Annotated in this window: 17 protein-coding genes; 14 read left to right on the forward strand and 3 right to left on the reverse strand. The window is 45.4% G+C overall.

The features are described from left to right. Window positions 1-86: 86 nt before the first annotated feature. On the reverse strand, window positions 87-1490 hold the full coding sequence (gene mgtE / locus I3249_RS01080; protein WP_238068102.1) for a magnesium transporter: 1404 nt from the start codon (window positions 1488-1490) through the stop codon (window positions 87-89). A 156-nt stretch (window positions 1491-1646) separates the two neighbouring features. Next, window positions 1647-3680, reverse strand: a complete 2034-nt coding sequence (locus I3249_RS01085; RefSeq protein ID WP_201547616.1) for a UvrD-helicase domain-containing protein — start codon at window positions 3678-3680, stop codon at window positions 1647-1649. An 827-nt stretch (window positions 3681-4507) separates the two neighbouring features. On the opposite strand from I3249_RS01085, the gene ndhC reads away from it, so the two are divergent. The 14 genes from ndhC (at window position 4508) to I3249_RS01155 (ending at window position 21927) form a co-directional block, all read left to right on the forward strand. Continuing rightward, window positions 4508-5131 (forward strand): NADH-quinone oxidoreductase subunit A, encoded by a 624-nt coding sequence (gene ndhC, locus I3249_RS01090; protein ID WP_102091044.1) that lies wholly within the window; start codon window positions 4508-4510, stop codon window positions 5129-5131. A gap of 174 nt (window positions 5132-5305) precedes the next feature. Next, entirely contained in the window at window positions 5306-5974 is a 669-nt protein-coding gene (locus tag I3249_RS01095) for an NADH-quinone oxidoreductase subunit B (RefSeq protein WP_101206265.1), read from the forward strand. A gap of 190 nt (window positions 5975-6164) precedes the next feature. Further along, window positions 6165-7940: an NADH-quinone oxidoreductase subunit C/D gene (gene nuoC / locus I3249_RS01100; protein ID WP_238053286.1), complete on the forward strand. Its 1776-nt coding sequence runs from the start codon at window positions 6165-6167 to the stop codon at window positions 7938-7940. A 153-nt stretch (window positions 7941-8093) separates the two neighbouring features. Continuing rightward, a complete protein-coding gene (nuoE, locus tag I3249_RS01105; protein ID WP_238068105.1) occupies window positions 8094-8603 on the forward strand; it encodes an NADH-quinone oxidoreductase subunit NuoE in 510 nt (169 codons plus the stop codon). Then, window positions 8600-10024: an NADH-quinone oxidoreductase subunit NuoF gene (gene nuoF / locus I3249_RS01110; protein ID WP_238068107.1), complete on the forward strand. Its 1425-nt coding sequence runs from the start codon at window positions 8600-8602 to the stop codon at window positions 10022-10024. Before nuoE ends, nuoF begins: the two co-directional genes overlap by 4 nt. A 10-nt stretch (window positions 10025-10034) precedes the next feature. After that, a complete protein-coding gene (gene nuoG / locus I3249_RS01115; protein WP_238068108.1) occupies window positions 10035-13115 on the forward strand; it encodes an NADH-quinone oxidoreductase subunit NuoG in 3081 nt (1026 codons plus the stop codon). Between the two features lie 52 nt (window positions 13116-13167). Then, window positions 13168-14160 (forward strand): NADH-quinone oxidoreductase subunit NuoH, encoded by a 993-nt coding sequence (gene nuoH / locus I3249_RS01120; protein WP_179798733.1) that lies wholly within the window; start codon window positions 13168-13170, stop codon window positions 14158-14160. Between the two features lie 68 nt (window positions 14161-14228). Next, window positions 14229-14777 (forward strand): NADH-quinone oxidoreductase subunit NuoI, encoded by a 549-nt coding sequence (gene nuoI, locus I3249_RS01125; protein ID WP_010198902.1) that lies wholly within the window; start codon window positions 14229-14231, stop codon window positions 14775-14777. Beyond that, window positions 14774-15517, forward strand: coding sequence for an NADH-quinone oxidoreductase subunit J (gene nuoJ, locus I3249_RS01130; RefSeq protein ID WP_238068110.1), 744 nt, complete (start codon window positions 14774-14776; stop codon window positions 15515-15517). Before nuoI ends, nuoJ begins: the two co-directional genes overlap by 4 nt. A gap of 98 nt (window positions 15518-15615) precedes the next feature. Further along, window positions 15616-15924, forward strand: a complete 309-nt coding sequence (gene nuoK / locus I3249_RS01135) for an NADH-quinone oxidoreductase subunit NuoK (RefSeq protein WP_025653102.1) — start codon at window positions 15616-15618, stop codon at window positions 15922-15924. A gap of 4 nt (window positions 15925-15928) precedes the next feature. Continuing rightward, a complete protein-coding gene (nuoL, locus tag I3249_RS01140; RefSeq protein WP_238068112.1) occupies window positions 15929-17803 on the forward strand; it encodes an NADH-quinone oxidoreductase subunit L in 1875 nt (624 codons plus the stop codon). A 3-nt stretch (window positions 17804-17806) separates the two neighbouring features. Next, window positions 17807-19432, forward strand: a complete 1626-nt coding sequence (nuoM, locus tag I3249_RS01145) for an NADH-quinone oxidoreductase subunit M (protein WP_238068113.1) — start codon at window positions 17807-17809, stop codon at window positions 19430-19432. A gap of 3 nt (window positions 19433-19435) precedes the next feature. Beyond that, on the forward strand, window positions 19436-20914 hold the full coding sequence (gene nuoN / locus I3249_RS01150; RefSeq protein ID WP_238068114.1) for an NADH-quinone oxidoreductase subunit NuoN: 1479 nt from the start codon (window positions 19436-19438) through the stop codon (window positions 20912-20914). A 194-nt stretch (window positions 20915-21108) separates the two neighbouring features. Then, window positions 21109-21927, forward strand: coding sequence for a ferredoxin--NADP reductase (locus I3249_RS01155; RefSeq protein WP_238068115.1), 819 nt, complete (start codon window positions 21109-21111; stop codon window positions 21925-21927). 108 nt (window positions 21928-22035) lie between these two features. Here the strand turns inward: I3249_RS01155 and I3249_RS01160 are convergent, their stop codons facing one another. Then, window positions 22036-22815, reverse strand: coding sequence for a hypothetical protein (locus I3249_RS01160; protein ID WP_238068117.1), 780 nt, complete (start codon window positions 22813-22815; stop codon window positions 22036-22038). Between the last annotated feature and the right edge of the window lie 183 nt (window positions 22816-22998).

Raw genomic sequence — 22998 nt, forward strand, 5'->3', positions numbered from 1 at the left:
ATTCAACAATTCAACAATTCAACAATTCAACAATTCAACAATTCAACAATTCAACAATTCAACAATTCAACAATTCAACAATTCAGCTAGAGTATCAGCACGCTGGCCAATCCTAAAAATGACATAAAGCCGACAATATCCGTGACGGTCGTTAGGATAACCGAAGCAGATAGAGCAGGGTCGATATTCATCCGTTTTAGCATCAGCGGTATGCTGATACCCGAGACATTAGCTGCAGTCATGTTGATTGCAATGGCAAAACCGATGACGGCACTGATCTTAATATCATGAAACCATAACTGAGCAATAAACGCCATAATTATCGCCCAGATGATACCGTTTATCGCACCCACCCACAGCTCTTTATTCAATAGCCAGACACGGTTGGAACCACCGATTTGACCCATCGCCATCCCGCGGATAACGACCGTCAGCGTCTGCGAGCCAGCAATACCGCCCATACTGGCGACCACTGGCATCAATATCGCTAATGCCACAACTTGTGCCAATACTTCTTCAAACTGTCCAATCACAGCTGCGGCTAAAAGGGCGGTACATAAATTGATACCTAGCCAGACGCTACGGCTTTTGGCACTGGTTAGAATCGGGGCAAATAGCTCTTCATCTTGGCTAACACCAGCGAGGTTTTTCATGGTGCTGTCGACATCATCTTGGATAATCTCCATGATGTCCTCGCCGTTTAGTTGACCAACCAGCTCGCCATGACTATTGATGACGGGGGCAAAACGGATGTCTTCTGAACGAAAAATCGCGGCAGCATCTTGGATATCCAAGCGATCATTAATCGTAATGGCAGTATCAATCAGCTCCGAGACCAAGGTGTTTTGTTTATGCTTGATTAAATCTACTAGACTCAGTAGTCCCAGCAATTGCTGGCTTTGATCAACAACTAACAGCTCTTGGCTTTCGTCATCGAGCAGGTCGTCGTTTTCACGCAGCCATTCTTGCACATCCGCCAAATAGATATCATCTCTTATCTGGATAATATCGGGATCCATATAGCTACCCACTTCCCAGTCGGCATAGGTATCAAGTTTGTTGACTTGGACCCGAGTCTCTTCGTCTAGCGTTGCCATGACTGAGGTACGTACGCTCTCAGTGACAGTGTCCAAAATCTCAGAGATATCTTGCGCATCAAGGTCTTGGGTGAACAAGGAGATTTCTTGAGAAGAAATGTTCTCCATCAATGGCTGACGTGTATCAACATCTAGCTCGGCAAGCACTTCACCTTTGATATGCTCTGGCACCTGCGCCCAAATCAACAGACGGTTTTGAGTTGGGAAGGACTCTAGTAGGTTGGCAATCTCGTATTCGGACTGCTTTTCCAAAAACTCGGTAATGGCCTCGTATGCTTTATCAGCAACCAACCCCTGCAGATACAGAAGCTTATATTCGGCACTATATTCAGCCGAATTATAGTCTCCTGACAGCATGGTAGTTCGTTCCTGATTGGGCGTCGGGGTAGGCATAAGTGTTCCAAGTTTTTACAGTCAGTTTTTTATAGTATATAAAGAACAATAACAATGACGATTATAACAATCGCCTTTTGCGCAGTCTAAAGCATGTTCTCGTAAGCATTTTACTTAGGTGTTTATTACTCAGGTGCTTAAATGTCTTGATTAAGATTAACGCTTACCCAGTAACGCTCGAATATTGGCCAGATATTCGTCAGCGACGGCCTCTGGGTCTTTGGTCGCTTTTTTCTTTTTCGCTTTGGCAGGCCAATCAATATGATCCTCAGGCAACTCATCCAAAAATCTTGATTCTGAGGTAACGCGCATCTGACCACCGGCACGGCGCTGGGTCGCTAGGGTCAATGTCAGCTCACGACGCGCACGGGTAATGCCCACGTACATCAGACGGCGCTCTTCTTCGACCGTCTCACTCATAATAGAGTTGCGATGCGGTAGCATTTCTTCCTCAAGACCCATAATATAAACAAAATCAAACTCCAAGCCCTTTGCCGCATGCAAGGTCATCAAGTTGACTTTGTTAGTGTTCTCTTCTTCTTGCTGTTGCTCGAGCATATCAAGCAAAACCAGCTTACGAATGATGGTATCAATCGTTCGGTCTTCATCTTCTTCAGCACGATTAATCAAGGACTGAATACTGGTGTACAGCATATCGATATTATCGATACGGTTTTTTTCTTGTTGCGGCGTTTTGGCGTCGCTACGCACGAAATCAATATAACCTGTCTCATCAATCATCTGTCGTACGATCGGCACAGGGTCTGGGTGTTGATCTAGTTCACGCGTATAGTGCTCGATGAATTCACCAAACTCTTTTATCGTACCATAAGCCTTTGACGGCAATACATGAGTCAGGCCAGCGTGGGTACAAGAGGCCAGTAGCGATATGCTGTGCTCTTGCGCAAATAGACCGAGTTTTTCTAGCGTTGCTGGTCCCATACCGCGCTTAGGTGTATTGATAATACGCAAAAACGCGCTGTCATCTTCGGGGTTCAAAATCAGACGCAAATATCCCATGATGTCTTTGATTTCACTACGCGCAAAGAACGACTGACCGCCTGATAATTTATAAGGTACTTGCAACTGGCGCAGTTGTGCCTCTAGCATACGTGCCTGAAAGTTACTGCGGTACAGTACGGCATACTGTTCCCACTCATTACCAAAGCGCAGCTTATGCGTGACGATTTCTTTGGCGACACGCTCGGATTCATCATCGTCATTACGGCAGTTAATGATGCGGATTTTTTCGCCTTGACCTTTATCTGACCACAGTTTTTTCTCAAATAAATGCTCGTTATTTAGAATGACGGCGTTGGCAGAGGTCAAGATACGTGTGGTTGAGCGGTAATTTTGCTCAAGCATAACGATTTTTAGTTTTGGGAAGTCTTCTTTGAGCAGTGCCATGTTTTCAGGCTTTGCCCCGCGCCATGCATAGATAGATTGGTCATCATCACCAACCACGGTAAAGCGACCTTGCGGACCAACCAAATACTTAATCATCTCATACTGGGCAGTGTTGGTATCTTGATACTCATCGACCAATAGATAACGAATACGGTTCTGCCATTTATCACGCAGTTCTCTGTTCTCACGTAATATCTTGGTTGGCAATACAATCAAGTCATCAAAATCGACCGCATTATACGCACGCAAGTTACGCTCATAAAGCGCATATAGCGTAGCAAAAATCATGTCTTCTGGATCGTCTAGCGTTTCCATCGCCTTATCAGGCTCGACCAAGTCATTTTTCCAATCCGAAATCATTTTGATGGCTTTACCGACCAACTCGCGACTTTCAGCGCCACTCAAGTTGTCGCGCATCATCAGCTCCATCAGCAAACGCTTACTGTCATCGCTGTCCATGATGGAAAAGTTGCCTTTTAGCGGGGTATGAATCAGCTCATAGCGCAAAAACTGTAGACCAAATTGGTGAAACGTCGACACCGTCAGCCCGCGCATTTTTTCGCTTGGTAGCAGTTTGCTTACCCGCGCTTTCATCTCACGTGCCGCTTTATTGGTAAAGGTTACGGCGGTGATACGCTCAGCTGGCATGTCGCATTCTTGGATTAGGTAAGCAATCTTACGCGTAATTACAGAGGTTTTGCCGGAGCCAGCACCTGCAAGTACAAGTAATGGACCAGATACGTAGAGCATGGCCTCGGATTGTTTGGGATTGAGTTGACTCATAACGTGACCTGTAAGACAAAAGCAAAAAAGAGGGTAGCGCTGATATGACAAAGATAGATAAACGCAGCGCGCATCATCAACATTCGTATCGTCGCGATATTTTAATAATCTTTATTATAAGAATAATAGAATTTAAAGTTTGATGATGGCATATCATAAAAATCTGGTGGGTCATTATAAAGCAAAAATGCTCACTTTGGGGGAGGACTTGGGTGATGAAAGTGGGGTATTCGGACACTTGATTTTTGGTAAATAGAGTGACAGCGTTTGCGTATCGAACAAAGCATGGATTTGGGGTTAATATAAGGTAACGTCTATATCATAATTTTTGGTAAAAAAAACACATTTTGTTTCATAGAAAATGACCGTCGAATACAGTTAAAAACTAGCTTTTAGGCACTGATATGCGTATAGTACATAAATAATTTATGCCAGTTGTCACGTCATTATTAACCACGTGTAATGAGCTATTAAATCAATTAAGTACGCAGTCAGATATGATATTGATTTAATACGTTGATCTTACGTTGTTAGAAGATGCGTTGGGCGACCAGCCTTTATCCGCGTGCATACCGGAATCTCTACAGTTGGTCACGTCTGACATCGTCGTCAATAAGCTTGATAATTGGTTGTTACCAGCAAAATACCTAACATGTGACTCAATGACAGTTACTTAAACACAGTGACAGTTACTGAAGTGCAGTGACAATTACTTAAATAAAGTCACTTTGTGTTTTCGTCTGCGTTATACCTGTCGCAACATGGCCTGAATGGGTCAGTGCTTGCGCTGTGTCTAACACTCGATTGGGTGAGGAGCACGTATTATCATGTCTGCTTTTAATTGGTCAGCCATTGCTTTTATCTTAGCCGCCATTGGGCTAGTTGTCTTTATGCTGGTCGTACCGCGCTTACTTGGCGGTCGCTCTCAAGGCTCACAAAAGGAAGAAGTATTTGAAGCGGGTGTTGTCGGATCTGGCAACGCCCGTATTCGTTTGTCTGCCAAATTTTATTTGGTCGCAATCTTCTTTGTGATTTTTGATTTAGAGGCGCTATATCTCTACGCTTATGCTGTGTCAGTACGAGAGGCGGGTTGGCTTGGCTTTGCCGCCGCTGGCACGTTTATCACTATTCTGATTATCGGTTTGATTTATGAGCTGAGCTTGGGTGCGATGAACTGGGCACCTGCTGACAAGCTACGCAAAAAAGCACGCTTGTATGCGGCGCCTGCAGGCTTTAATTTGGCGGACATCACCAAGTTTGATGGTGCTCATGAGCTAATGGTCGATCCGACAGGTAAAGTACCTGCACAGTCATCCGGTCAAATCAATGTCTCAAACAATATTGAGACCAATCGTCGTCATCTACAAAACATCGATCACATTAATACCACGGGTAACGTTACTTCTGTGGATTTTGCGACGTCTGCTCAGCAGGACAAAACTGAACGTTAATAGCAGTTGATGCTCAGCTTGTAGCGTTTGCAAAAACGAGCAGCAAAGCATGAAGGCGTCAGTTCTGTATGTATTAATGATCGCTGATGATTAGCCACTTATTAATAATAAAATTATGGCGACAGCGCGAGCAAGATGATTGCCACGCCAAGCCTAATATGAAGGTTGTATGTTATGAAATACACATTAACAAAAGCCAACCCCGATGCAGATACCTATCCTGCACAGACCAGTCAAACGGTCAATGATCCTATCGAAGATGAAGTGAATAAAAACGTCTTTATGGGTCGTCTCGAAGACCTCGTTCATTCAACAGCAAACTGGGGGCGTAAGAACTCACTTTGGCCATTTAACTTTGGTACCTCTTGCTGTTATGTTGAATACGCTACTACCTTAACCGCCGTCCATGATTTGTCACGTTTTGGGGCAGAGGTTATTCGTGCCTCGCCTCGTCAGGCGGACGTTATGATCGTCGCTGGTACTTGCTTCGTCAAGATGGCCCCTGTCATCCAGCGCCTATATGAGCAAATGCTTGAGCCAAAATGGGTTATCTCTATGGGTGCCTGTGCCAACTCGGGCGGCATGTACGATATTTATTCTGTCGTACAAGGCGTCGATAAGATTATCCCTGTTGATGTCTATGTACCAGGTTGTCCGCCGCGTCCAGAAGCGCTTATTCAGGGTTTGATGTTATTGCAAGAATCTATCACCAAAGAGCGTCGTCCGCTGGGTATCCATGTCAATGAGCAAGGTATCTATCAGCCACAAATGACGCCTGAGCGTGACCGTAAGCAGGCAGATCGTATCGCTGTCAAAAACTTGCGCAGCCCAGATAGTATTTAATTTTCAAACAGTATTTAAGTTTTAAACAGCATTTAGACTTGTAGCAACAGTTTCAATATTTTATGCGCTTATCATAGCTCGGTTATGATTAACATAGTTCGGTTATGATTAACATAGCTCAGTTATGGTTGACATAGTTCGGTTATGACTAACATAGTTCAGTTATGATTAATGAAGGAATACATCATTCATGGTCACGGTAGTCGAAAACATAGATCCTAAGATCAAGCCCGTCCCAGCAGTCATCACAGAGCTGGAGCAAAAGTATGCTGGTAAATTTGTCGTGCAGCAGACTGTGGATGAGATTCCAACGGTTTGGGTGGCGCGTGCTGATTTGCTCGATGTTCTCTTATTCCTGCGTAAATTGCCACAGCCATACGTCATGCTATTTGACTTGTCAGCGATAGATGAGCGTCTGCGTCAGCATCGCGCGGGTTTGCCTGACAGTGACTTTACGGTGTTTTATCACCTAATGTCGCTTGAGCGTAATAGTGATGTACGTATTAAGGTCGCGCTGAGTGAAGACGATGTTAATGTACCAAGCGCCACCAATATTTGGCCAAATGCTAACTGGTATGAGCGTGAAGTGTGGGACATGTTCGGTATCATCTTTACAGGTCATCCGCATTTGACCCGTATTTTATTACCGAAATACTGGGAAGGTCATCCACTGCGTAAAGAATATCATGCGCGTGCGACGGAATTTACCCCATATTTCTTGAATACGGCCAAGCAACAATACGAGCAAGAAAACCTGCGTTTCGTCCCAGAAGAGTGGGGCATGAAGCGTTCAGGTCGTGATGAAGACTTTATGTTCTTAAACATCGGTCCTAACCATCCTTCTGCTCACGGTGCGTTCCGTTTGGTGCTACAGCTGGATGGCGAAGAAGTTGTCGATTGTATCCCTGATATTGGCTATCACCATCGCGGCGCAGAAAAAATGGCTGAGCGTCAAACATGGCACTCATTTATTCCTTATACCGACCGTATCGATTATCTTGGCGGTGTAATGAATGAGCTGCCGTACATCATGTCGGTTGAAAAGCTTGCAGGGATTACGATTCCACCGCGCGCTGAAACCATCCGCGTGATGATGAGTGAGTTTTTCCGTATTACCAATAACTTACTATTCGTCGGTACCTTCATTCAGGATGCGGGCGGTATGACCCCGGTATTCTATATGTTTACCGATCGTCAAAAAGCTTATGACGTGATCGAAGCCGTGACTGGCTATCGTATGCATCCTGCTTGGTTCCGTATCGGTGGTACGGCTGCTGATCTGCCACGTGGTTGGCAGCGTTTGGTGCGTGAGTTCTTAGATTGGATGCCAAAACGCTTGGACGAATATGTCAAAGCGGCATTGCAAAACAGCGTACTCAAAGGCCGTACCCAAGGTGTTGCTCAGTACAATGCCAAGCAAGCATTGGCTTGGGGCGTGACGGGTGCAGGTCTGCGTGCGACAGGCGTTGACTTTGATCTGCGTAAAGCGCGTCCATACATGGGCTATGAAAATTACGATTTTGAAGTGCCAGTCGGTTACAACGGTGATGCTTATGATCGTTGTATGGTAAAAGTCGAAGAGATGCGTCAGTCGTTACGTATCATCCGTCAATGTATGGATAATATGCCACAAGGCCCTTACAAAGCGGATCATCCACTGGCCGTACCACCGCCGAAAGACCGTACGCTAAATGATATCGAAACGCTGATTAACCACTTTATTTCAGTATCTTGGGGTCCTGTGATGCCAGCGGGCGAATGTACGACGATCGTTGAGGCGACTAAAGGTCTGAACAGTTATTACATCACCTCAGACAAGGCCACGATGAGCTATCGCACCCGTATACGTACGCCGACATTTGCGCATTTGCAGCAGATGCCATCGGTCATCAATGGCTCGCTGGTTTCTGATGCCATTATGTATTTGGCATCGATTGATATTGTGATGGCGGATTGTGATCGTTAAAGATGCCAGTAAGTCTTAAAGAATAGTTGTTTATCAATATATTATTGCCTGATGGCACACCAAAATGCTGTCACTCGTCAATATAACCACAGTTTTAAGCAGACTGATATTGGCTTGTGATAGAGCAGGATGAGTGAGGAAAGACAGAAGATTATGAAAATTGTTTCCGACAAAATGCCAAAAGTAGATGTGGAAAGCATTCTCACCAGTGATGAAATCGCTGCCATTCATGAGTTTGTGCACCATTACCCACAGGCGCGTGCCGCCTCACTAGATGCGCTAAAAATCGTGCAAAAGCGCAACGGCTGGGTCGATGATGCGCAAGCAAATGCCATTGCCAATATCCTAGATATCCCGATGTCAGATATGGACGGCGTTGCGACTTTCTTTAACCGTATTTATCGCCAACCTGTCGGTCGCCATGTGATTCTCATATGTGACTCTGTGGCTTGTTATTTGACAGGTTATGAGGCGCTGTCAGCTGAGATTAGATCACAGCTGGGTATTGAGTATGGTCAGACTACTGCTGATGGACGTTTTACCCTATTGCCAATTTGCTGCTTGGGCAACTGTGATAAGGGACCAGCGGTACTGATTGATGAAGACACTTACGGCCCTGTCCAGCCATCTGAGGTCGCGCAATTATTGGAGCTATACGCATGAATTTAACGATTTCAGAGCAAATTGCTCGTCGCGGTCAAGGCCAAGCGCCAAGCCAGCTAAATGCACAGCGTGTTCCAATCTATGGTGATAAAGCGGCAGCCACTAGCGAAACTAAGCCTTTGACCTGGCGTTTAGCCCATCATGATGCCGTGCTTGATTTAGCCACTTATGAATCTCTAAAAGGCTTTACGGGTCTAAAAGAAGCACTATCTAAGTCGCCTAAAGACGTCGGCAATATGATTAAAGCGGCCAATGTTCGAGGTCGCGGCGGTGCAGGTTTTAATGCTGGTCTTAAATGGTCATTTATGTCGCCGCCGGATGGTTTGCCGCGTTATCTCATCTGTAATGCGGATGAAATGGAGCCGGGCACGTTTAAAGACCGTTTGCTCATGGAGCGTCTACCGTTTCAGCTGATCGAAGGTATGCTAATTACCGCTCATGCGATTGGCGCCACTGACGGTTATATCTTTATCCGTGGTGAGTATATCTTGGCCGCTGAGCGTTTGGTCGCTGCTATCGAAGAGTGCTTGGCCAACAATCTAATGGGTGACAATATTTTAGGCTCAGATTTTAGTTTTAATCTGCATGTGCATACGGGCGCTGGACGTTATATCTGCGGTGAAGAAACAGCGTTGATTAACTGTCTAGAAGGCCGCCGTGCTAACCCACGTACCAAGCCACCGTTTCCACAAATCTCTGGTGCATGGGGTCGTCCAACCGTTGTTAATAACGTTGAAACGCTGTGTAATATGCCAGCGATTTTGAATCATGGCGTTGAATGGTATCAGTCGTTATCTGAAATCAAAGGCAAAAGTAAAACGCCAGGCACCAAACTATTCGGCTGCTCAGGTTTAGTTAATGATCCAGGCCTTTGGGAATTACCGTTTGGTTATACAGCTCGCGAAATCATTGAAGATTTAGCCGGTGGTATGAAAGATGGTAAAACGCTGAAAGCATGGTTACCGGGCGGCGCATCTACTGACTTTTTGACTGCAGAGCATTTGGATGTAGTCGTGGATTTTGACACCATTCAAAACGCTGGTAGCCGTATGGGTACTGGTCTGATTATGGTCGTCGATGAATCACAAGACATGGTGCCATTACTGCGCAACCTTGAGATTTTCTTTCAGCGTGAGTCATGTGGTTGGTGTACACCATGCCGTGATGGTCTGCCGTGGGGCGTTAAATTGCTTACCGCCATCAATGATGGTGAAGGGCAAGTGGGCGATGTAGAAAAACTAGAAGGCCTAACGCGTGACTTATGGATTGGTAAAACATTCTGTGCGCATGCTCCAGGTGCGATGGAACCACTAATGAGTGCGATTAAATATTTCCGTCCAGAGTTTGATCAAAAAATCGCGCAGGCGGTTGGTGTCGATGTTATTGATGCTGCAGCCAACCAACAGCCAGTAGTGAAATAAGGAGAGCGGCATGGCAGTCATACATATTGATGGAACCACTGTCGAAGTAGATAGCGCAGATAACTTGCTACAAGCCTGCTTATCACTTGGCATTGATGTGCCGTATTTTTGTTATCATCCAGCCCTTGGCTCAGTAGGCTCGTGCCGTCAGTGCGCGGTCAAGCAATTCCAAAATAAAGAAGATATGGAAGCGGGTCGCGGTCGCCTCGTGATGTCTTGTATGGTCGCTCCTGGCGATGATATGTACATCTCTGTGACTGACGATGAAGCCAAAGCATTCCGCAAGTCGATGGTTGAGCTACTCATGACCAACCATCCGCATGACTGTCCAACCTGTGAAGAGGGTGGACATTGTCATTTGCAGGACATGACCTATATGTCAGGTCATAGCCGTCGCCGCTACCGCTTCACCAAACGCACACATCATAACCAAGAACTTGGGCCATTCATCGCACATGAGATGAACCGTTGTATCGCTTGCTATCGTTGTGTACGTTTTTATAAAGACTACGCGGGCGGCGAAGATTTGGGTGTTTATGGCTCAAATAATCGTGTCTACTTTGGCCGTGATAAAGATGGTCAGTTTGAAAGCGAGTTTTCAGGCAACTTGACTGAAGTCTGCCCAACCGGTGTATTTACCGACAAGACTCACTCTGAACGTTATAACCGTAAATGGGACATGCAGTATGCGCCAAGCATCTGTCATGGTTGCTCAGCTGGTTGTAATATCTCACCGGGCGAGCGTTATGGTGAACTGCGCCGTATCGAAAACCGTTATAACGGTGAAGTAAACCGCTATTTCTTATGTGACCGTGGCCGCTTTGGTTATGGCTATGTCAATCGTGATGATCGTCCAACCCAAGCGCTTGAACGTATCAATGATAAGCATGTCAAAATCAATATTGATTATGCATTAGATGAAACCATTAAACGTATCAAAGATAAAAAAGTCATCGGGATTGGCTCACCACGCGCCAGTCTAGAGACTAACTTTGCGCTAAAAAACCTGGTTGGCTTTGATAACTTCTCAACAGGTCTGAATCATCAGCAGCAAGCACTGGTCAATAAATGTATCGAAGTGCTTAGCACTGAAGGCATTTATAACCCAAGTATGACGGACATCGAAACGCATGATGCAGTGCTCGTATTAGGTGAAGACATCACGCAAACTTCATCACGTGTCGCACTGTCAGTACGTCAAGCGGCAAAAAATGAAGGCTTGAAAATGGCGGCGGCGCTGCAAACACAACCTTGGCTTGCTGAACCAGTTAAGCGTATCGCTCAAGATGCGCGAAGCCCAGTCTATGTCATCGATGTAACGCAAACTAAGCTAGAAGATATCAGTAAAGTGAGCGTAGTGGCGACCCCTGAAGACATCACTAAACTTGGCTTCAAGGTTGCTGATGAAATCGCTAATTTCGCTGATGATTTAGCAGACATAGCAGATCCACAAACAGCTGAACAAGATACTGATGCAAGTACTGAAACTGACGGTATGCAAGCGTTGGCGCAGCAAATCGCTTATGACTTGATTCAAGCTGATAAGCCTTTAGTTGTCTCGGGTAGTAGCTTGTCTTCTACCGCATTGATAGAAGCAGCGGCACAGATTACCCAAGCGTTGACCCAAAAACGCGCGGCAATCAAAGCGACCGAGCAACAGCAGGTCGAGGCACATAATGCCAAAGTACAGGCAGCCCAAGCGAAAGCGGCTAATGACCAACCTGAAGAAGACCAAGATTTATCTGCTAAGCCGAACAAACCTGAAACGGGTGTAAATACAGAAGCTCAAGATGATGTCGAACGTGAGCCTGCTGAAAACCTTGAGTTAAAAGAAGTAAATAACAAGTATCAGGCACAAGCAGGTATCTATCTAACGGTTCCTGATGCCAATAGCATGGGCGTTTGTATGCTTGGCGGTCAGTCAGTTGAAGAACTGCTAGCGACTGATTACGATGTGGTTGTGGTTGCAGAAAACCAGCTAACAGATGCGATTGATGCCAATAAATTGACGCAACTATTGACTGATAAAACGGTCATTGCGTTAGATCATCAGCTCCTTGATTGGCATAAAGACGTCGATATCGTACTGCCAGCGGCTAGCTTTGCAGAAGCGGATGGTACATTGATATCAGCTGAAGGTCGCGCGCAGCGCTTCTTCCAAGTTTACGATAACGAATACTACCATCCGATGAGCAGCATTAAAGAAGGCTGGCGCTGGATACATGCCGTCCATAGTAGTATTGAAGGTCGGGATGTTGACTGGACGCAGCTTGATGATGTTATCAATGCATTGATTGCCACCCATCCTAAACTTGCGGGTATTAAAGGTGCTGCGCCTGATGCTGATTACCGTATAACGGGTCTGAAAATCGCGCGTCAACCGCGTCGTTATTCAGGTCGTACTGCTATGCGTGCGCCAATCTCAGTGCACGAGCCAATGCAGCCGAAAGATTTGGACACTGGTCTAACTTTCTCAATGGAAGGTTATAGCGGTAAAGAAACGCCAAGCTCGATGATTCCTTTTGCCAATGCGGCAGGTTGGAACTCACCGCAAGCATGGAACAAATACCAAGACAAAGTCGGCGGTCATCTGAAAAATGGTGATCCAGGTGTGCGTTTGTTCGATCAGCTAGAGCGCCTAGCTACTCGTCAATATGTGGCGCCAGAAGCGATGTCTTCGAATACAACTGACTTGCAGCAAGGTCAAGCGAAACTGGTACCGATTCATAATATCTATGCCAGCTCAATGATGGCATCACGTAGCCCAATCGTCGCAGAGCAACTACCTGTTGCTGCATGGCGTATCGGTATAGATGATGCCAAAGACTGGAATATTGCTGCTGGTGATTACTTGGCGATAGAAATCGATAAGCAACAAATCACCTTGCCAGTACAGCTGGTCGGTTATTTGGCAGAAGGCTGTATCGGTTACCCCGTTGGGCAGGTGAGTATCATTCACCCATCAATGCCAGCATCGGTACGTAAAGTGGATGCACCAGTAACGATGATGGGTAGCATGGCTAACGACATGATGAATAATAACGATACTGCGCAAATAAACGCAGCGCCGACCACCACACAGGAGGTGTAATATGCAAGTTACCCGTATTATCCCTGATGTGCCAAGCTTTTTGGCCAATAGCATGAGTTTTGATACTTGGTCTATTCTGTTTTTGGTGGGTCAATCACTAGTTATCTTTTTAGTCGTGGTATTGGTTGCCGCGATGATGATTATCTATGAGCGCCGTATGTTGGCCTTATGGCAAGATCGTTATGGTCCAAACCGTGTTGGGCCTTTTGGTTCGTTGCAGTTAGTCGCCGATATGCTCAAAATCTTCTTTAAGGAAGATTGGACACCGAACTTTACCGATAAGTTTATGTTCACCTTGGCACCTGCAGTCGCAATGTTTACTGCCTTGGCTTCATTTGCCATTATTCCTATCTCGCCAACGCTTGGCGTCGTTGATTGGGATATTGGTATTCTGTTTTTCTTTGCTATGGCGGGTATTGCTGTCTATGCGGTGATGTTCGGCGGTTGGGCCTCTGCCAACAAATTCTCGCTACTCGGTGGTTTGCGCTCAGCTGCACAGACGATCAGTTACGAAGTGTTTTTGGGTTTGTCGTTGATGGGCGTTGTTGCGCTAACAGGTTCATTTAACCTACGTGCCATTGTTGAAGCGCAAGCGGACGGCTGGTATATCATTCCGCAGTTCTTCGGATTTTTGACCTTTGTGGTGGCTGGTGTGGCCGTTACGCATAGACATCCATTTGACCAACCAGAAGCAGAGCAAGAGCTAGCCGAAGGTTATCATGTCGAATATTCTGGCATGAAGTTCGGTATGTTCTTCATTGGTGAGTATGTCAATGTTGTCTTAATTTCTGCCTTGATGACTTGCTTGTTCTTTGGCGGTTGGCTTGCGCCGTTCAATTTAGATATTCCATTTATTCCACCAGCTTTTTGGTTCATGATTAAAACGCTGTTCTTTATGACCATGTTTGTTTTGGCTCGAGGCTCACTCATGCGTCCGCGTTATGATCAGGTGATGAACTTTGGCTGGAAAGTATGTCTGCCCGTAACCTTAATCAATCTATTGATTACTGCTGCGGTCATTTTGATCTTTTCCCCAACGTTATAGTCATTACTAGTAGCCATCACTAGCCATTACTGATGAACTAGGGTAAAGCTGATAAGGATAATAATCCCATGTTTACTACCATAAAAAAGACCGTCATTGGTATATTTACCATTGTCCGCAGCATGTGGATGGTCAATAGTCATGCGCTCAGACCGCGTGACACCATCCTTTATCCTGAAGAGCCGGTACCTGTACCGCCGCGTTTTCGTGGACGTATTGTCCTAACGCGTGATCCTGATGGAGACGAGCGCTGTGTCGCTTGTAACTTGTGTGCGGTGGCATGTCCGGTAGGGTGTATCTCATTACAAAAAGCCGAGCGTGAAGATGGACGCTGGTATCCAGAGTTTTTCCGTATTAACTTCTCACGCTGTATTTTTTGTGGATTGTGTGAAGAGGCCTGTCCAACGACAGCGATTCAAATGACCCCAGATTTTGAGCTGGGTGAATATAAGCGCCAAGATTTGGTCTACGAAAAAGAGCATTTGCTCATTTCAGGACCAGGTAAATACCCTGATTATAACTATTATCGTGTGACAGGTATGGCGGTAGCAGATAAACCAAAAGGCGCAGCACAAAATGAGTCTGCACCGATTGATCTAAGGAGCTTGCTACCATGATGAATATTTTAAACCATCCTGAATTGGCTGGGTTTTATTCACTTGCAGCAGTGGCGATATTTGCCAGTCTGCGCGTAGTGACTCAGGCCAATCCAGTGCACGCTATCTTATCGATGATTGTATCGTTGCTGGCAATTGCTGGGATATTTTTTGTATTAGGTGCGCCGTTTGCGGGTGCGCTAGAGATTGTTGTTTATGCTGGTGCCATTATGGTGCTATTTGTCTTTGTCATTATGATGCTTAATTTGGGCATGAGCAATGACGAGCGCGAAGAGCGTTGGCTCGATGCCGGCACTTGGGCGATACCGACAGGATTGACGATAATCATTGCCGTTGTGCTCTATGCGATGATTGGTCTCAATCACGATGAAGCGGTCATGATGGGTGGCACGACTATCTCTGCCAAAGCAGTCGGTACGGTGTTATTTACTAAATACATTATGCTGGTTGAAGTAGCAGCATTGCTATTATTGGCAGCCTTGGTCGCCGCTTATCATTTAGGTAAAGAGACAGTCGACGATGAGGTCATCGGTAATGATAGCCAAAACTTCAAGCCAAGCGTAGGCAGTATCAAACAATACGACAATGATAGTACGCTTACAAAGCATGACGGCGTAGAAATGGCTAAGCCTTACGAATATAAAGATGTTAACCCGCATGACTATGTAGGTATGAAGGTAGGCATGAAAGCAGGTAGTCAAGTAGGTGCGAATAAAGTTACGCGCAAGGAGTCAGACTAATGGTACTAGCAGCAAGCGTGGCACAAGATGTGTCAAACGTGCCGTTTGCCCACGAGGTGGCAGGCTTAGTACAGCCAGTTGCTGAGGCGCAAAATGTACTGGGTATGATACCCATGAGCCATGGACTGATTTTGGCAGGTATTTTATTTGCCATCGGTCTGTGCGGCGTCATGGTACGACGTAACTTCCTATTTATGCTAATGAGTCTTGAGATCATGATGAATGCGGCAGCATTGGCATTTGTAGTGGCAGGTAGTCGCTGGGTCGATCCAGACGGACAGATTATGTTTATCTTTATTTTGACCTTGGCTGCGGCTGAAGCGTCAATTGGTCTGGCAATATTATTGCGTTTTTATCATCAGCGTGGGCATCTCGATGTCGATAGCGCCAATGAGATGAAAGGATGATGTCATGAGTTTATTACCATTAACCTTTATATTCCCGCTCATTGGCTTTTTGATTTTAGCCTTTATGCGCGACAAATTATCAGAGACGGTCGCAGCGATTGTCGGTGTCGGTAGCATGCTGTTATCAGCACTATGCACGCTAGTGGTTAGCTATACCTTTTTGACCACCAATCCAGCTGGAACGGTAATTGAGGTTCCGCTATGGACTTGGTTCCAAGTTGGCGATTTTGCGCCACATTTCGGTTTGAGCTTTGATGGTCTTGCATTGACCATGACAGGTGTTATCACTGGGATTGGCTTTTTGATTCATCTGTTTGCCTCTTGGTATATGAAAGGCGACACTGGCTTTGCTCGTTTCTTTAGCTATATGAACTTGTTTGTGGCTAGTATGTTATTACTGGTGCTAGCAGATGATTTGTTCTTGCTATATCTCGGTTGGGAAGGCGTGGGTATCTGTTCTTACCTATTGATTGGTTATTATTACCATGACAGAGCCAACGGACGCGCGGCGATGAAAGCCTTTACCGTCACGCGTGTCGGTGATGTGTTCTTAGCCTTTGGTTTGTTTTTATTATTCCGCGAATTCGGTACGCTTAATATTCAAGAAATTATTACGCGCGCGCCAGAAGTGTTTGATATTAATAATCCAACGATGATGCTTACCACCATGATGTTGGTCGGCGGCGCGATGGGTAAGTCAGCGCAGTTGCCACTACATACATGGCTTGCTGATGCGATGGCAGGCCCGACACCAGTATCGGCATTGATTCACGCGGCAACAATGGTGACGGCAGGTGTTTATTTGATTGCTCGTCTACATCCATTGTTTGAGTTGACCCCAGGTATCTTATTGTATTGGGTTGGCGGCGTAGGGGCATTGACGTTGGTTGTTGCTGGATTCTGTGCGCTTGCACAAACGGACATCAAACGTATCCTTGCGTACTCAACCATGAGTCAGATTGGCTATATGTTCTTAGCGCTTGGCGTGGGCGCGTGGCAAGGGGCAATCTTCCACTTGATGACGCACGCCTTCTTTAAAGCATTGCTGTTCTTATCATCAGGTGCGGTCATCCTTGCGGTACATCACGAGCAAGATATCTTTAAAATGGGTGGTCTACGTAAAAAGATACCATTGGTATTTTGGTGCTATATCGTCGGTGGTGGTGCGCTCGCTGCCATACCTTGGGTTACCGTTGGTTTTTATTCTAAAGAAGCAATTCTTTGGGAAACCTATGCTACAGGTCATCTAGTATTATTCTACATGGGTGTATTTGGTGCGTTCTTAACGGCCATTTATACGTTCCGTATGATTTGGATTATCTTCTTTGGTGAAGAGAAAACCCATGCTCATAAGCTATCAGGTGTGTCGTATTGGTTGCCTTTGACCGTGTTGCTAGTGCTATCTACAGCAGTTGGTGCTTGGATTACGCCACCATTAGATGGTGTATTGCCAGAGAGCGTTGGGCATCTATTAGAAGTTGCCGGTCAAGCACATGCTAAGCACACCGCAGAGTATATCGCGATGGGCGCCATGGCAGCAGGTTTGATATTGGCAGCACTATTGTATGTCGTCAACAAAGGTCGCTTGCTTACTAGCTTTAAGCGCTCACGTATTGGTGGGGCGCTATATCACTGGTGCTATCATGGCCTAGGTTTCGACGCGCTATATGATGTAATTTTTGTAAAACCCTTTTTATTCATCGGCCGCTTATTAAAAGCCGACCCTATCGATAAAACGTGGTTGCTGTTACCTAAGCTGGCCTCAGCAGGTAATAAAGTATTGTCTGCGACGCAAACAGGGTCTCTTCGAGGTTATGCCACAAGCTTTGGCTTGGGTATGGCTGTATTGCTGGTGCTGGTAATGATGACGGTGGTGTAAAAGATGATTGAGTTACAACAAACGTGGATGCTACCAGCATTAATTGCAATTCCTTTTATTGCAGGATTGCTATGCTGGGTGGTAGAGCGATTTAATAAACGTCTGCCGCGCTGGATTGCCTTGATCGGTATGACGTTGACCTTTGCTTTGTCATTGGTGCTTTGGCAGCAAGGTGATTTTAGCGGTATGAGTAAGCAGGTCATTGCGCCAGATGCTGCCGTGCCTTGGGTAGCAGAATTTAGTGTGCCGTGGATACCAAGTTTCGGTATTAGCTTTCACTTAGCGCTAGATGGTTTGTCATTGATGATGGTGGCCCTAACAGGGTTGCTTGGTGTGGCAGCCGTTGCTTGTTCGTGGAATGAGATTCAGCGCCGTGTTGGTTTTTTCCATTTGAACTTGCTATGGAGTTTGGGCGGCGTTATTGGTGTTTTCTTAGCGATTGACTTGTTCTTATTCTTCTTCTTTTGGGAGATGATGCTGGTTCCTATCTACTTCTTGATCGCAATTTGGGGTCATGATGTGGTTGGCAAAACCAAAGAATACGCGGCCACCAAGTTCTTTATCTATACCCAAGCGTCTGGGCTTATCATGCTCATCGGTATTTTGGTATTGGTCATTATCAGCTACGCCCAAAAAGGGGTAGTGAGCTTTAACTATAATGACCTGCTCGGTACGTCACTTGGCGGCTGGGAATATCCAATCATGCTGTGCTTCTTCATTGGTTTTGCGGTGAAGTTGCCTATTGTACCTTTTCATGGCTGGTTGCCAGATGCGCATGCGCAGGCACCAACGGCAGGTTCGGTGGATTTGGCGGGGGTGCTCATTAAAACTGCTGCATATGGTTTGATTCGTTTTGTCTTACCATTATTTCCAGCAGCGTCACAAGAGTTTGCGCCGATAGCGATTACCTTAGGTACGATTGGTATTTTCTACGGTGCATGGCTAGCGTTTATGCAGACTGACATGAAGCGTTTGCTGGCCTATACCAGTATCTCGCACATGGGTTTTGTGGTACTAGCAATTTATGCTGGAACATTGCTCAGCTTACAAGGTCTGATGATTCAGATGCTTGCTCATGGTTTGAGTTCAGCCGCACTATTCATCATGGCAGGACAGCTATATGAGCGTCTGCATACACGCGATTTGACCTTGATGGGTGGTATGTGGGGACAGTTCCGCTATTACGCACCGATACTGATGTTCTTCTGTGCTGCGCTGCTCGGTATTCCTGGTACGGGTAACTTCATTGGCGAGTTCATGATTTTATTTGGCTCATTTGCTCAGTACCCAGTGTTTGTGGTTTTTGCGACATTCAGTTTGGTATTAGCAGGTCTTTACTCGTTGATTTTGATTCATCGCGCACTATTTGGTGAAAACAACATCGCCGCATTGGCAGAGCGAGAGACTAAGTCACATGGCTTACCTGCACGTAAACTAAAAGATTTGGGCAAGCGCGAGCTGTCATTACTATTGATGTTAGCGGCTGGTTTGGTATGGCTCGGATTATATCCACAGCCGTTCCTTGATACCTCAAGTCACGCGATGCAGTGGATCAACAACGCATATATATACAGTCAGGTGACACAGGTAGATGCGTCGCAACTGCTTGATGTAATGGAGGCACGTTAAGTCATGAATGAGATTACAATGAATGATTTGATAGGGCTTGTGCCTTACGCGCCGATTATCGCCGTAGTGATTACGGTACTCGTGGTGATGATTGCCATCACTATCAAGCGCTCGCATATGGTCACTGGTACAATCACCGTAGTCGGTTTGAATATTGCTCTGGTTACGTTACTTGGGCAAATGACGGGCTTTATTGAAAGCGGTGCTATTGCGCCAAATGCTGAGCAGTTATTTGTGATTGATAACTTTGCTCAGTTCAATATGGTGATAGTTCTAGTTTGTGCCTTGGCGTGTTGTACGCTATCCTATGCGTACTTGGCCGATCTAAAAGACAATAAAGAAGAGCTGTACTTGCTCATGCTGCTATCGACCATTGGTGCATTACTGATGGTAAGCGCGCAGCATATGGCGTCATTCTTTATGAGCCTAGAGATGCTATCAGTACCGCTATATGGTTTGCTTGCTTATACTTATATGCGCAACCAGTCACTTGAGTCGGGATTGAAGTATTTGGTATTGTCGGCGACTGCATCAGCGACGTTGCTGATGGGTATGGCCTTTATCTATGCAGAAGTAGGCTCACTGGCATTTAAGCCAATCAGCATTGTGCTAGGCAATATCTTTGAGTCGCCATTACTGATACTAGGTGCGGCAATGATGATGTTTGGTATCGCCTTTAAACTATCGGCTGCTCCTTTCCATATGTGGACGCCAGATGTTTATGAAGGTGCACCAGCGCCTATCGCTACCTTTTTAGCATCAGTATCAAAAGTGGCGATGATGGCACTAGCCGTGCGTTTCTTAATCGATACTACTTTGCTGGCATTGCCATCAGTGCAGATGCTATTGATGGTAATGGCCACTTTATCTATCCTGGTAGGTAACTTGTTGGCAGTACGTCAAACCAGCCTGAAACGTCTACTCGGTTACTCATCTATTGCCCATATGGGTTATGTGATGATCGTGATTGTCAGCATTGGCTCGGCCGCTGATAGTATCTCTAGTATGTATATGGCGGTTTATGCCTTTACCTCTATCGGTGCCTTTGGTGTAGTGACGTTGATGTCGAGTCCGTATCGCTTATCTGGTGAAGCCGATGAGTTGACCCATTATCAAGGGCTATTCTGGCGTCGTCCATTATTGACCGCTGTCATGACTATCATGATGTTGTCATTGGCTGGTATTCCGTTGACGGCAGGCTTTATCACTAAGCTATTTGCTATCTTAGCTGCGGTACAAGGCACCAACTGGTTCTTGGCTGCGATGATTATCTTGGGCAGTGCGATTGGTCTATTCTACTACTTACGTGTGTTACTCACGCTGTTCAAACGTCCTAAGCAGTTCATCGAGTTTGACGTGTCTGGGCAATGGGGTATTCGTACCGGTGGTATTATGGTCATTGCTGTGACGGCGATTATTCTATTCTTTGGTATCTTGCCAAATAGTATGATTGAGTGGGCAAGTTTGGCTCGCATTTGGTAATGTCGCTGAGTTAATACAACAGATAAGTCGCTGCGATCTATCTGTTGTTACGGTTAAAAAACCAAGATGCGCCAGCTTTATGATAAGCTTGGCGCATCTTTTTTTATGCTTACCTTTTTGGTATTTATTTTCTTTTGCCTATCAAAGGTATCTTATAAAAATACAGTTTAATAAAGTATAAGTGACGAATAATTATGAGTGATAATATTCAAACAGTAACGGTGCTCAGTAAAACCACATGGACGCCAAATTTATTTAGCTTTACCGTCAGCCGTCCCGATAGTTTTAAGTTTACAGCGGGGCAGTTTGTACGCTTGGGCGTCAATCCCAGTCAATTAAAATATTACCAGCAGACTGATGAAACTGCTGATACCGCATTGGATGAAGATGTCTTTCGCGCGTATTCGATTGTCTCTTCGCCCTTTGATGAGGTGATAGAGTTTTTCTCTATCGTAATTCCTAACGGTGCATTTACCTCGCAATTGCAGCATTTACAAGTGGGTGATGAGCTACTGCTTAATACCATGCCATTTGGGTTTCTGACGTTAGCACGTTACCAAAAACCATTGCCAAAAGACTTATGGCTGCTAGCAACAGGGACTGGTTTAGCACCGTTTTTGTCAATGCTACAAGATTTAAAGACATGGGAAGATTACGAGCACATTGTACTGGCTTATAGTGCCCGTTCGCTCGATGAACTTGCTTACATTGAGAAAATCGAGAACCTACAAGAAGACTTTGGCACGCTAGTTGATAATCCAGCAAAGCTTATCTTTATCCCAATCGTCACTCGTGAGCCTGTCGAAGGTGCATTGTCAGAGCGTCTGCCGAAGCTACTGCTAGAGGGTACGTTACAAGCGCGCGCAGGTATCGCATTAGATATTGATACTACGCATGTCATGCTATGTGGCAACCCAGACATGGTAGAAGATACCAAAGAGGCGTTAAAGACATTGGGACTGGTAATGAATCGCCGCGGTGAGGGTAATATTGCCGTAGAGAACTACTGGTAGTTCTCGACTTTAATAAAAAAACGCTGCATCTATAAGGCCAATAACCTCTAAGCTGCAGCGTTTTTTTATGGGATAAAACATTGTCTTATGGGATGAAACATTAGCGACTTACTCTTGGCTTGGTTCAGTCGCATCGTCTACAGGGTTAATAGGGCCTTGCATCAATTCAGGATCATCATCATCACCGATGATATCTTCGTTACTGCTGGCCGCCAGTAAATCACGATAGTTGATTTGAGCCTTCAAAATCATTTGCTCTTCTTCTAGCTCGCCATAATTTATCTGTACCTTATGCAAGGTACTCATGATTTTCTTGTTGTTTTTTAACCAACGATGGATATCGAGATAAATCACTTCGTCTTTTGCGCGAGCAATATTGACGTACGACAGAATAAAGCCTAAAGGGTCTTTTTTGAGGACGCTATGATAAAACCAAATCGCCAGTTTGACGCCTTGACGTTTGATAAAAGACTCGCAGCGCAGATTTAATATATCGGTATATGTCTGCTGACCAAACACAAAACGTTGAACATTACGATCTAGCTGCACATGGACCAAACTAAAGTTACTTGCCACCTCGGCATAGATGCCGCCTGCATTGACAGTGCAGTACAAACGAAACCAATCCTCATGCATCTCGACACGTAGCTCTAAAATGGCTTTTACATTGTCGGTGACGAATTTTTGTAGTGCATCATTAACGTAAGTCTGTGCCACTGGCAATGACAACTCATCTTCGAACTTGTCCGTCGTCTTATTATAGATATCTTTAACCGATTGGGCGATACGCTCCCAACCACTGCCGAATGACTCGTCAAAACGATAGCCAATACTCTCGAAGAACTCATCAAAATTGTCTGAATTATTCACGTTATCAAAGTCACTCAAACTTATTATCCTTATAGGGCGCGTCATTCAATCGGTGACGTAAAAATGGCTAAACAAACTTTGCAGGCTATCATTAATTTAAACGAAAGCTAATCATCTATAATTTCTGAGTATCTACGACCATTAGTAATTTTTATACTGATAGGTAGCAAAAGCGAAAAACTGACCTCTGATACTAGTGCG

It is taken from the genome of Psychrobacter sp. Ps1 (assembly GCF_022129425.1).
GTDB lineage: Bacteria > Pseudomonadota > Gammaproteobacteria > Pseudomonadales > Moraxellaceae > Psychrobacter.